Consider the following 12161-nt stretch of genomic DNA (forward strand, 5'->3'; position numbering starts at 1 on the left):
TCGGCGTCAGGCCCCGCCCAGGGCGCCCCCCGGCTTCACCTTGGGCACCACCCGGGGGGGCTCCCGCTCCTCCCGGGCCTCCTCGGGGGCCTCCAAGGGGAGCCCCTCCACCACCCGCTGGAACTCCTCGGCGGTGAGGGTCTCCCGTTCCAGGAGGGTCTCCGCCACCCGCTCCAGGACCTCCCGCTTTTCCAGGAGAAGGGCCTTCACCCTCTGGTACTGCTCCTCAATGAGGCGGCGCACCGCCTCGTCAATGCGCTTGGCGGTCTCCTCCGAGTACTGGCGGACGTCGTAGCCCCCCAGGTAGGTGTCTTCCCGCACCGCATAGGCCACGGGGCCGAACTCGGGGTGCATCCCCCACTCGGTGATCATGCGCCGGGCGAGCTCCGTGGCCTGGCGGAAGTCGTTCTCCGCCCCCGTGGTCACGTCGTCAAAGACGATCTCCTCCGCCGCCCGCCCCGCCAGGGCCACGGCGATCTGGTCCAAAAGGCGCTTCCTGGACCAGTGGAGCATGTCCTCCCGCCTGGGCATCATGAAGCCCAAGGCCCTTCCCCGGGGCACGATGGTCACCTTGTGCACCCCGTCGGCGTGCTCCAGGAAGTGGGCGGCCAGGGCGTGGCCCGCCTCGTGGTAGGCGGTGATCCGGCGGTCGCGGGGGGAGAGGACGAGGCTTTTCTTGGCCGGGCCCATCATCACCCGGTCGGCGGCCTCCTCCAGGTCCTTCATGGTGATCTTCCTCCGCCCCTCCCGGGCGGCGAGGAGGGCGGCTTCGTTCAGGAGGTTCTCCAGGTCCGCCCCCACGAAGCCCGGGGTGCGCTTGGCGAGGAGGGCCAGGTCCACGTCCTCCGCCAGGGGCTTCCCCCGGGCGTGGATCCTCAGGATCTGCTCCCGGCCCTTGACGTCGGGGGCATCTATGGCGATCTGCCGGTCAAAGCGCCCGGGGCGGAGCAGGGCGGGGTCCAGGATGTCCGGCCGGTTGGTGGCGGCCATGACCACGATGGCCGTGTCCTTCTCAAAGCCGTCCATCTCCACGAGGAGCTGGTTCAGGGTCTGCTCCCGCTCGTCGTTCCCGCCCCCCACCCCGCTTCCCCGCCTCCTCCCCACGGCGTCAATCTCGTCAATGAAGACGATGCAGGGGGCGTGGCGCTTGGCGGTCTCAAAGAGGTCTCGCACCCTCGCCGCCCCCACCCCCACGAACATCTCCACGAAGTCGGAGCCCGAGGCGGTGATGAAGGGCACCCGGGCCTCCCCGGCCACGGCCCGGGCCAGGTGGGTCTTGCCCACCCCCGGGGGCCCCACCAGGAGGACCCCCTTGGGGATGCGGGCCCCCATCTCGTGGAAGCGGCTGGGGTTTTTGAGGAACTCCACGATCTCCTTGAGTTCCTCCTTGGCCTCCTCCGCCCCGGCCACGTCCTTGAAGGTGACCTTGGGGGCTTCGGTGAGGACCCGGGCCCGGCTTTTGGTGAAGCTGAAGGCGGAGTCCGAGGGCCCGGCCCGGCCGTTGCGGGAGAAGTAGTAGAGGGCGCCGATGAGGAGGCCCACGAGGAGGAGGGGCCAGAGGAAGCCGAGAGCGTTTTGGCCCTGGGGGGGCTCCACCCGGACGCTCACCCCCCGGGCCGTCCAGGCCTCGAGGGTCTCGTTGTCGGGAGGGCTTGCGGCGTAGGTGGTGAAGGTGGAGCCGTCCTCCAAGACCCCCTGGATCCGGGTGTCCCCGGCGCGCACCACCACCTCCTTGACCCGGCCCGCCTTGAGGTCCTCCAGGAAGGTCGTGTAGTTCACCGTCCCGCTTGGGGCGCCCACGGTGCCCGCGAGGCTGAAGGCCCAGGCCAGGAAGGCGAGGCCCAGGACCAGGGCGAGAAGGCTAAAGGGGGCTCGAGGCATGTCTTCCTTCAAGGTACACCGGGGGAGGAAAAAAGGGTAGGCCGCCTCACCAACCGACCATGACAAAATTATACTCAACTCCCTTGACAAAAACGCGGCATCTCCGTTAGCCTGGGAGGCGAGGTGAAGACCTATGGCCAAGGCAGTGGGCATTGACCTGGGCACCACCAACAGCGTGATCGCCGTTCTGGAGGGCGGCAAGCCCGTAGTCCTGGAAAACGCCGAAGGCGAACGGGTAACCCCCAGCGTGGTGGCTTTTCGCGACGGGGAAATCCTGGTGGGCCGTATGGCCAAGCGCCAGGCGGTCCTGAACCCCGAGGGGACGATCTTTGAGATCAAGCGCTTCATCGGGCGCCGCTTTGAGGAGGTCCAGGAGGAGGCCAAGCGGGTCCCCTACAAGGTGGTCCCCGGGCCCGATGGGGGCGTTAGGGTGGAGGTCAAGGGGAAGCTCTACACCCCCGAGGAGATCAGCGCCATGATCCTCCGCAAGCTGGTGGAGGACGCCTCCAAGAAGCTCGGGGAAAAGATCACCAAGGCGGTGATCACCGTGCCCGCCTACTTCAACAACGCCCAGCGGGAGGCCACGGCCAACGCTGGCAGGATCGCGGGCCTCGAGGTCCTGCGCATCATCAACGAGCCCACCGCTGCCGCCCTGGCCTACGGCCTGGACAAGAAGGGCAACGAGACCGTTTTGGTCTTTGACCTGGGGGGCGGCACCTTTGACGTCACCATCCTGGAGATCGGTGAAGGGGTCTTTGAGGTGAAGGCCACCTCCGGGGACACCCACCTGGGCGGCAGCGACATGGACCACGCCATCGTCAACTGGCTCGCCGAGGAGTTCAAGAAGGAGCACGGCGTGGACCTCAAGGCCGACCGCCAGGCCCTGCAACGGCTCATTGAGGCGGCGGAGAAGGCCAAGATTGAGCTCTCCAGCACCCTGGAGACCACCATCAGCCTCCCCTTCATCGCCCTGGACCCCGCCAGCAAGACCCCCCTCCACCTGGAGAAGAAGCTCACCCGGGCCAAGTTTGAGGAACTGATCCAGCCCCTCCTCAAGCGCCTCCGGGGCCCCGTGGAGCAGGCCCTGAAGGACGCCGGCCTCACCCCCGCCCAGATTGACGAGGTGATTCTCGTGGGCGGGGCCACCCGGGTACCCGCCGTCCAGCGGGTGGTGAAGGAGCTTTTGGGCAAGGAGCCCAACCGCTCCGTGAACCCCGACGAGGTGGTGGCCATGGGGGCCGCCATCCAGGCCGGGGTGCTCATGGGGGAGGTGCGGGACGTGGTCCTCCTGGACGTCACTCCCCTCTCCCTGGGCGTGGAGACCAAGGGCGGGGTGATGACCGTGCTCATCCCCCGGAACACCACCATCCCCACCCGCAAGTGCGAGATCTTCACCACCGCCGAGCACAACCAGACCGCCGTGGAGATCCATGTCCTCCAGGGGGAGCGCCCCATGGCCCAAGACAACAAGAGCCTGGGCCGCTTCCGCCTCGAGGGCATCCCCCCATGCCCGCCGGGGTGCCGCAGATTGAGGTCTGCTTTGACATCGACGCCAACGGCATCCTCCACGTGACCGCCAAGGAGTTGTCCACCGGGCGCGAGGCCTCCATCACCATCCAGAACACCACTACCCTCTCCGAGGAGGAGATCCAGCGGATCATTGAGGAGGCGAAGCGCCACGCCGAGGAGGACCGCCGCCGCAGGGAGCACGCCGAACTCAAGAACGCCCTGGACTCGGCCCGCGTCCAGGCGGAAAGGGTCCTCCAGGAGAAGCAGGGGGCCCCGGAGGCCAGGGCCCGCCTCGAGGCCGCCATCCAAAAGGCCAAGGAGCTTGTGGAGCGGGACGCCCCCGACCCCGAGCTCAAGGCGGCCACGGAGGAGCTCCTTAGGGCGGTGGAGGAGTACGAGAAGGGCGCCCAAGCGGCCTCGGGCAAGGGACCGGACGACGTGATTGACGCCGACTACAAGCCCGCGGAGTGAGGCGCAAGGCCGGGGCCCCGCCCCTTAGGGTGGGGCCCTTTTAGGGAGGGCCCATGGAGGAGCGGAACCACGAGAACACCCTGGAGAAGGACCTCGAGGCCGTGGGCCAGGAGGCCCAGGCCCTGGAGGAGCGCCTGAAGGCGGTGGAGGGGGAGCTTAAGGCCCTAAAGGACAAGTACCTCCGCCTCCTCGCCGACTTTGACAATTACCGTAAGCGCATGGAGGAGGAGCTTAAGGCGCGGGAGCGGGAGGGCGTGCTCAAGGCCCTGAGGGCGCTCCTTCCCGTCCTTGACGACCTGGAGCGCGCCCTGGAGTTCGCCCACGCCAACCCCGAGAGCATCCTCCAGGGGGTTAGGGCGGTGCGGGAAGGGTTTTTCCGCATCTTGGCCGGGATGGGGGTGGAGGAGGTGCCCGGGGAAGGGGAGGCCTTTGACCCCCGCTACCACGAGGCCATCGGCCTCCTCCCGGGCGAGCCGGGGAAGGTGGCCAAGGTTTTCCAGCGGGGCTTTCGCATGGGCGAGGCCCTGGTGCGCCCGGCCCGGGTGGCCGTGGGCGAGGAGAAGCAGGAAGAGGCGGACCTGGAGTAGCCTATGGCGGCCAAAAAGGACTACTACGCCATCCTCGGGGTGCCCCGGAACGCCACCCAGGAGGAGATCAAAAGGGCCTACAAGCGCCTGGCCCGCCAGTACCACCCCGACGTGAACAAAAGCCCCGAGGCGGAGGAAAAATTCAAGGAGATCAACGAAGCCTACGCCGTCCTTTCCGATCCGGAAAAGCGAAGGATCTACGACACCTATGGCACCACCGAGGCCCCGCCCCCGCCGCCTCCTGGGGGGTACGATTTCTCCGGGTTTGACGTGGAGGACTTCTCCGACTTCTTCCAGGAGCTTTTCGGCCCTGGCCTCTTCGGCGGCTTCGGGCGGCGGAGCCGCAGGGGGCGGGACCTGAGGGCCGAGCTTCCCCTCACCCTCGAGGAGGCCTTCCGTGGCGGGGAGAAGGTGGTGGAGGTGAACGGCAGGCGAATCACGGTGCACATTCCCCCGGGGTGCGGGAGGGGAGCGTGATCCGGGTGCCGGGCCTGGGGGGCCAGGGGAACCCCCCGGGGGACCTCCTCCTCGTGGTGCGCCTCCTGCCCCACCCCGTCTTCCGCCTCGAGGGGAACGACCTCTACGCCACCCTGGACGTCCCCGCCCCCATTGCCGTGGTGGGGGGTAAGGTGCGGGCCATGACCCTGGAAGGCCCCGTGGAGGTCACCATCCCCCCCAGGACCCAGGCGGGGAGGAAGCTAAGGCTTAGGGGCAAGGGCTTTCCTGGGCCCGCGGGCCGGGGGGACCTCTACCTGGAGGTGCGCATCACCATCCCCGAGCACTTAACCCCCGAGGAGGAGGCCCTTTGGAAGAAGCTTGCGGAGGTGCACCATGCTCGCGCGTAGCGAGTGGGTTTCCCTCGAGGCCTTGGAGGCCTACGGCCTTTCCCTAGGGGCGGTGCGGGCCTACGTGGAGATCGGCTTCGTGGAGCCCTTGGAGGTAGGGGGGAGCTGGTACTTCCGCGAGGCCGACCTTCTTCGCATGGCCAAGGCCGAACGCATCCGCAAGGACCTCGGAGCCAACCTCATCGGGGCGGCCCTGGTGGTGGAGATCCTGGAACGTCGCTAGGCCGGGACATTCCTCCTCTTCCGTTTCCCCTATAATCAGGCTGAGGTCCCTTTCCGTTCCCTTCTCCGCCTTGGGTCTTCGCTCCCAAACTTAACTAAACCGTTTTAGGGTACTTGACAACATTTATAGCAACCGCTATGCTAATCGTAGCAGGGAGGCGAGGGGTATGAACCTAGAACGCTGGACGCAAGCCGCCCGCGAAGCCCTGGCCCAAGCCCAGGTCCTGGCCCAAAAGATGAAGCACCAGGCCATAGACGTGGCCCACCTCTGGACGGTGCTCCTCAAAGATCCGGGCGGCTTGGCTTGGCGCCTTCTGGAAAAGGCTGGGGCAGACCCCAAACGCCTCAAGGAACTCCAGGCCCAGGAGCTCGCCCGCCTGCCCAAGGTGGAGGGGGCCGAGGTGGGCCAGTACCTCACAAGCCGCCTCTCCGGGGCCTTGAACCGGGCTGAGGCCCTGATGGAAGAGCTTAAGGACCGCTACGTAGCGGTGGACACCCTGGTCCTGGCCCTGAGCGAGGCCACCCCGGGGCTTCCGGGCCTCGAGACCCTGAAAAAAGCCCTACAGGAACTAAGGGGAGGGAAGACCGTGCAAACGGAACACGCGGAAAGCACCTACAACGCTTTGGAACAGTACGGCATTGATCTGACCAAGCTGGCCGCCGAGGGGAAGCTGGACCCGGTGATCGGCCGGGACGAGGAGATCCGGCGCGTCATCCAGATCCTCCTAAGGCGCACCAAGAACAACCCGGTCCTCATCGGCGAGCCCGGGGTGGGGAAGACGGCCATCGTGGAAGGCCTGGCCCAGCGCATCGTCAAGGGGGATGTGCCCGAAGGCCTCAAGGGCAAGCGGATCATCTCCTTGCAGATGGGCTCCCTCCTCGCCGGGGCCAAGTACCGGGGCGAGTTTGAGGAGCGCCTGAAGGCGGTGATCCAGGAGGTGATCCAGTCCCAAGGGGAGGTTATCCTCTTCATTGACGAGCTCCACACCGTGGTGGGGGCGGGCAAGGCCGAAGGCGCCGTGGACGCCGGCAACATGCTGAAGCCCGCCTTAGCCCGGGGGAGCTAAGGCTCATCGGGGCCACCACCCTGGACGAGTACCGGGAGATTGAAAAAGACCCCGCCCTAGAACGGCGCTTCCAGCCCGTCTACGTGGACGAGCCCACGGTGGAGGAGACCATCTCCATCCTCCGGGGCCTCAAGGAGAAGTACGAGGTCCACCACGGGGTGCGCATCTCCGACAGCGCCATCATCGCCGCCGCCACCCTCTCCCATCGGTACATCACGGAAAGGCGCCTCCCCGACAAGGCCATTGACCTCATTGACGAGGCGGCGGCCCGCCTGCGCATGGCCTTGGAAAGCGCCCCCGAAGAGATTGACGCTTTGGAGCGGAAGAAGCTCCAGCTGGAGATTGAGCGGGAGGCGCTGAAAAAGGAGAAAGACCCAGACTCCCAAGAACGGCTCAAGGCCATAGAGGCGGAGATCCAGAAGCTCAGTGAGGAGATCGCCAAGCTCCGGGCCGAGTGGGAGAAGGAAAGGGAGATCCTGAGGAAGCTCCGCGAGGCCCAGCACCGCCTGGACGAGGTCCGGCGGGAGATTGAGCTTGCCGAGCGCCAGTACGACCTGAACCGGGCCGCCGAGCTCCGCTACGGGGAGCTTCCCAAGCTGGAGGCCGAGGTGGAGGCCCTTTCGGAAAAGCTCCGGGGCGCCCGCTTCGTCCGCCTCGAGGTCACCGAGGAGGACATCGCCGAGATCGTCTCCCGCTGGACCGGGATCCCCGTATCCAAGCTTTTGGAAGGGGAAAGGGAGAAGCTCCTAAGGCTTGAGGAGGAGCTTCACAAGCGGGTGGTGGGGCAGGACGAGGCCATAAGGGCGGTGGCCGACGCCATCCGCCGGGCGAGGGCCGGCCTAAAGGACCCGAACCGGCCCATCGGGAGCTTCCTCTTCCTCGGGCCCACGGGGGTGGGGAAGACGGAGCTCGCCAAGACCCTGGCCGCCACCCTCTTTGACACCGAGGAGGCCATGATCCGCATTGACATGACGGAGTACATGGAGAAGCACGCCGTCTCCCGCCTCATCGGGGCCCCGCCCGGCTACGTGGGCTACGAGGAGGGGGGGCAGCTCACCGAGGCGGTGCGGAGGAGGCCTTACTCGGTCATCCTCTTTGACGAGATTGAGAAGGCCCACCCCGACGTCTTCAACATCCTCCTCCAGATCCTGGACGACGGCCGCCTCACCGACAGCCACGGGCGCACCGTGGACTTCCGCAACACCGTCATCATCCTCACCTCCAACCTAGGAAGCCCGCTCATCCTGGAAGGCATCCAGAAGGGCTGGCCCTACGAGAGGATCCGGGACGAGGTCTTTAAGGTCTTGCAGCAGCACTTCCGCCCCGAGTTCCTGAACCGTCTGGACGAGATCGTGGTCTTCCGGCCCCTCACCAAGGAGCAGATCCGCCAGATCGTGGAGATCCAGCTCTCCTACCTCCGGGCCCGCCTCGCCGAGAAGCGCATCTCCCTGGAGCTCACCGAGGCCGCCAAGGACTTCCTGGCGGAAAGGGGCTACGACCCCGTCTTCGGGGCAAGGCCCCTCAAGCGGGTCATCCAGCGGGAGCTGGAGACGCCCCTCGCCCAGAAGATCTTGGCCGGGGAGGTCAAGGAGGGGGACCGCCTGCAGGTGGACGTGGGGCCCGCGGGCCTCGTGTTTACCGTCCCCGCCCGGATAGAGGCCTGAGGAGGAGGTATGGACCCGGTGAAGGTGCTGCAGAAGGCCTACCAGGATGAGCTTCTGGACGCCCTTAGGGCGGAAGGGGCGGCGGAGGGGGTGCCCTACCCCCACGTGCGGGCCCTCCTCCTGGAGGTGGCGAGGAGGGAACGGGCCCACGCCGAGGCCTTGGCGGAGGCCCTGAGGCGGCGGGGGGCTTCCCTGCCCCCCACCCCGAAGCCCGAGGAGGGGGGGTGGGAGACCCTCCTCCGCCTCCTCTCCGAGGAGGGGCTGGACCGGGCCTACTACCTGGAGAGCACCTTCCCTGACCCCGAGCTCGAGGCCCTGTTCACCCGGCTCGGCCAGGAGGAAAGGCTCAACCAGGAGGCCGTGCGCAAAGCGGTGATGCTTATAGGAGGTGGTCTATGATCGGAAAAGAGGAGATCCGTCGTATCCGCGAACTCATCGGCGCCAAGGAGGGGCCCATCCTCTCCCTCTACGTGGACGTCAACCCGGCCAAGCCGGAAAACGCCGGGAAGGCCTACGCTCTCCGGGCCAAGGACGCCATGAAGGCCCTTAACGTTCCCGAGGACCTTTCGGAAAGGGTCCTCGAGGTCTTGAAAAACCAGGTCCTCGAGGCCAGGACCGCTGTCTTCTTCGCTGGGGAAGACCTCTTTGAGGTCCTCCTCCTCCAGGTGGAGCTTCCCTTAGTGAATAGCGTCAAAACCGCCTTTCTGGACGAGAAGGCGGGGCGGTACCTGGTGGACGGGGTCCTGGCCTACTTTGGCGAGCCCTTCCTCCTCCCCCTGGTCTACGCCCTGGACGAGTACGAGCGCTACGGCGTGGTGTACGTGGACCAGGAGAAGTGGCGGGTCTTTGAGGTCTTCCTGGGGGAGATTGAGGAGGTCCACGACGCCTTCCTGGCCCTGGACACCGAGGCCTGGCGCCGCCTCTCCCTGGACGCCCCTGGGCGCCGCTTCAACCTGGGCGGGATCTCCCGGGGCGGGGCAGACCAGGACCACTTCGCCAAGCGCCTCGAGGCCTGGGAAGAGCGCTTCTATAAGGCACTCGCCCACGAGCTGGAGAAGCTCGCCGAGGCCCGGGGCTTCACCCGCCTCGTCCTCATGGGCCCCGAGGAGCACACCAAGCTCTTTCTGGGCCACCTGCCCAAGCGCCTGAGGGAGCGGGTGGTGGCGGAGCTTCCCTCCCTGCCCCACCCCGGGGCGAGCCCCGGCGAGGTGCTGAAGCGCCTGGAGCCGGTCCTGGAAGAGGTGGAGCGCCAGGAGGAGGTCAGGCTCCTGGAGCGGCTGGAGGAGGCCTACCCCAGGGTCGCCTTCGGTCCCGAGGTCCTCGCCCGGGTCCAGGAGGGCCGGGTGGAGGTCTGGGTCCTGCCCTGGCACCTGGAGCAGGAGGTCTACCTCTGCCAGGACTTCGCCTTCGCCGACGAGGCCCAGGCCTTGGCCTACTGCGAAAGCCCCGAGAAGAAACCCCTCGCCGCGGTGCTCGCGCCCTTGGCCGTGGGCTACGCCACCAAGCTGGAGTTCGTACGCGGCGAGGCCGAAAAGAGGCTTCTTGAGCGTGGCGGGATGGCCGCGCTCTTGAGGTGGTGAAGGAGGTGATGGGTATGTTGCGGTTTGATCCTTTCCGGGAACTTGAGGAGCTTCAGGAGCGGTTGGCCCGGGCCTTTGCGCCCCAAGGGCAGGGGCCTAGGGTCTACGCCCCGCCCGTGGACGTGATGGAGGACGCCGAGGGGCTCCACCTCCTCGTTTACCTCCCCGGGGTGGACCCCGAGAAGGTGGAGGTGGTGGCGGAGGAAGGCGTGCTCTCCGTGAAGGCGGAGCGGCCTCTAGAGAAGCAAGAAGGGGTGGCCTACCACCGCCTGGAAGGCCCCTACGGCACCTTCGCCCGGAGCTTCAACGTGCCCAGCACCTACGACCTCTCCAAGGTCCAGGCCCGCTTCCGCCACGGGGTGCTTCACCTCCTGGTGCCGCGGGCCGAGGCCACGAAGCCCAAGAGGATCCAGGTGCAGGTGGAGTGAGGAGGTGAGCCTATGCGGCGCACGGTAAGGTACATCCTCGCCACTTCCAACCCCATGGGCGACCTCGAGGCCCTGGAGAAGTTCGTGCGCATCGCCCCCGACACCGGGGCGGACGCCATCGCCCTCATCGGCAACCTGATGCCCAAGACCGCCAAGAGCCGGGACTACGCCGCCTTCTTCCGCATCCTTTCCGAGGCCCACCTGCCCACCGCCTACATCCCCGGGCCCCAGGACGCTCCCATCTGGGAGTACCTGCGGGAGGCGGCCAACATTGAGCTGGTGCGGCCCGAGATGCGCAACGTCCACGAAACCTTCACTTTCTGGCGGGGGCCCTACCTGGTGGCGGGCGTGGGCGGGGAGATCACCGACGAGGGCGAGCCCGAGGAGGAGGAGGCGCTTCGCTACCCCGCCTGGGTCGCCGAGTACCACCTCAAGGCCCTTTGGGAGCTCAAGGACTACCCTAAGATTTTCCTCTTCCACACCATGCCCTACCACAAGGGCCTGAACGAGCGGGGCTCCCACGAGGTGGCCCACCTCGTCAAGACCCACAACCCCCTTCTCGTCCTCGTGGCCGGTAAGGGCCAGAAGCACGAGATCCTCGGGGCGAGCTGGGTGGTGGTGCCCGGCGACCTCTCGGAGGGCGAGTACAGCCTCCTGGACCTGAAGGCGAGGAAGCTGGAAACCGGGAACGTTCGCTAGGGGAAGCCCCGCCCCGGGCTTCCCTGGGGCGGGGCCTTTAAAAAGCTTTTGGGTAAAATGGAAAGGCAAGCCTAGCTTGCGGGAGGTGAGCATGGACAAGGAAACCCTCATCCAAGGCCTTAACCAGGACCTGGCCCACGAGTACCAGGCCATCATCCAGTACGTGACCTACGCCGCCACGGTCTCGGGCATCCACCGGGGCGAGCTCAAGGAGTTCTTCCTGGCGGAGATCCAGGACGAGCTCCGCCACGCCCAGTTCCTGGCGGACAAGATCGCCGCCCTGGGCGGGAAGCCCACCACGCAGCCCGCCCCCGTGCCCGAGGCCGCCACGCCCCGGGCCATGCTGGAGGCGGTGCTCCAGGCGGAGAAGGAGACCATCGCCCGCTACGTGGAAAGGATGAAGCAGGCCGAGGCCTTCGGGGACTACGGCCTCGCCAACGACCTCCAGGAGATCATCTCCGAGGAAACGAGGCACAAGGAAGAAACGGAGAAACTTTTGAAGGGAACCTGGCAGGAATAAGGAGGCAGGCCATGCGCTTCCCGGAGCTTGCCCGTCGCTTCCTGGAACTGGAGCCCAAGCTGGCCGAGGGCCCGGAGAAGGAAGCCCTTTCCCTCCTCCACGCCATGCTCCAGGAGCTCTGGCGGGAAGTGGGGGCAAGGCCCGGTGAGCGGGAGGGCCTCGAGGCGCTCCGCAACCTCTACAAGAGGGCCCCCAAGATGGAGGCCCCCCGCGTGGCCCCGGGCCTCAGCGTGGGGGAAAGGGCCCCGGACTTTGCCCTGCCGGATGCCCAGGGCAACCCCGTGCGCCTCTCCGATTTCCGGGGCCGGCCCGTGGTCCTGGTCTTCTACCCCCTGGACTGGAGCCCGGGGTGCAGCCAACAGCTGGACCTCTACCAGGCCGAGCTTCCGGAGTTTGAGCGCCGAGACGCCGTCCTCCTGGGGATCTCCGTGGACTCCATCTACTGCCACGGGGCCTTCGCCTTCGCCCGGGGGCTCACCTTCCCCCTCCTCGCCGATTTCCACCCCAAGGGGGAAGTGGCCCGGCGCTACCGGGTATGGCGGGAGGAGGACGGCTTTAGCGAGCGGGCCCTCTTCGTGGTGGACCCCGAGGGGATTATTCGCTACGCTCACGTCTCCCCCTATCTCCACCACATTCCCCCCATTGAGGAGCTCTTCCAGGCCCTGGACGCCCTAAGAAGGGGGTAGAC

Annotated in this window: 9 protein-coding genes and 3 pseudogenes; 11 read left to right on the forward strand and 1 reads right to left on the reverse strand. The window is 66.9% G+C overall.

Annotated elements, in window-relative coordinates; all coding sequences use genetic code 11:
• Positions 1–6: 6 nt before the first annotated feature.
• Positions 7–1881: an ATP-dependent zinc metalloprotease FtsH gene (gene ftsH / locus AV541_RS03290; RefSeq protein WP_060384223.1), complete on the reverse strand. Its 1875-nt coding sequence runs from the start codon at positions 1879–1881 to the stop codon at positions 7–9.
• A gap of 133 nt (positions 1882–2014) precedes the next feature.
• Between ftsH and dnaK the strand changes: the two are divergent.
• The 11 genes and pseudogenes from dnaK to AV541_RS03345 all read left to right on the forward strand — a co-directional run bounded on the left by dnaK (position 2015) and on the right by AV541_RS03345 (position 12159).
• A pseudogene (gene dnaK, locus AV541_RS03295) lies at positions 2015–3861 on the forward strand (molecular chaperone DnaK).
• A gap of 53 nt (positions 3862–3914) precedes the next feature.
• Complete coding sequence (gene gprE / locus AV541_RS03300) at positions 3915–4448, forward strand: nucleotide exchange factor GrpE (protein ID WP_060384224.1); 534 nt, start codon at positions 3915–3917, stop codon at positions 4446–4448.
• Positions 4449–4451: 3 nt separating this feature from the next.
• Positions 4452–5293, forward strand: a pseudogene (locus AV541_RS03305) (DnaJ C-terminal domain-containing protein).
• A complete protein-coding gene (locus tag AV541_RS03310; RefSeq protein ID WP_008633062.1) occupies positions 5280–5516 on the forward strand; it encodes a chaperone modulator CbpM in 237 nt (78 codons plus the stop codon). Before AV541_RS03305 ends, AV541_RS03310 begins: the two are co-directional and overlap by 14 nt.
• 166 nt (positions 5517–5682) lie before the next feature.
• Positions 5683–8246, forward strand: a pseudogene (gene clpB, locus AV541_RS13655) (ATP-dependent chaperone ClpB).
• A gap of 9 nt (positions 8247–8255) precedes the next feature.
• Positions 8256–8645 (forward strand): ferritin family protein, encoded by a 390-nt coding sequence (locus tag AV541_RS03320; protein WP_060384225.1) that lies wholly within the window; start codon positions 8256–8258, stop codon positions 8643–8645.
• Complete coding sequence (locus tag AV541_RS03325) at positions 8642–9826, forward strand: VLRF1 family aeRF1-type release factor (protein WP_060384226.1); 1185 nt, start codon at positions 8642–8644, stop codon at positions 9824–9826. Before AV541_RS03320 ends, AV541_RS03325 begins: the two co-directional genes overlap by 4 nt.
• A gap of 14 nt (positions 9827–9840) precedes the next feature.
• A complete protein-coding gene (locus AV541_RS03330) occupies positions 9841–10254 on the forward strand; it encodes an Hsp20/alpha crystallin family protein (RefSeq protein WP_008633058.1) in 414 nt (137 codons plus the stop codon).
• A gap of 12 nt (positions 10255–10266) precedes the next feature.
• Complete coding sequence (locus tag AV541_RS03335; protein WP_060384227.1) at positions 10267–10953, forward strand: metallophosphoesterase family protein; 687 nt, start codon at positions 10267–10269, stop codon at positions 10951–10953.
• A 91-nt stretch (positions 10954–11044) separates the two neighbouring features.
• Positions 11045–11473, forward strand: a complete 429-nt coding sequence (locus AV541_RS03340) for a ferritin-like domain-containing protein (protein WP_014629214.1) — start codon at positions 11045–11047, stop codon at positions 11471–11473.
• Between the two features lie 11 nt (positions 11474–11484).
• On the forward strand, positions 11485–12159 hold the full coding sequence (locus AV541_RS03345) for a peroxiredoxin (protein WP_008633054.1): 675 nt from the start codon (positions 11485–11487) through the stop codon (positions 12157–12159).
• Positions 12160–12161 lie beyond the last annotated feature (2 nt).

The organism is Thermus parvatiensis (genome assembly GCF_001535545.1).
Classification (GTDB): Bacteria; Deinococcota; Deinococci; order Deinococcales; family Thermaceae; genus Thermus; species Thermus parvatiensis.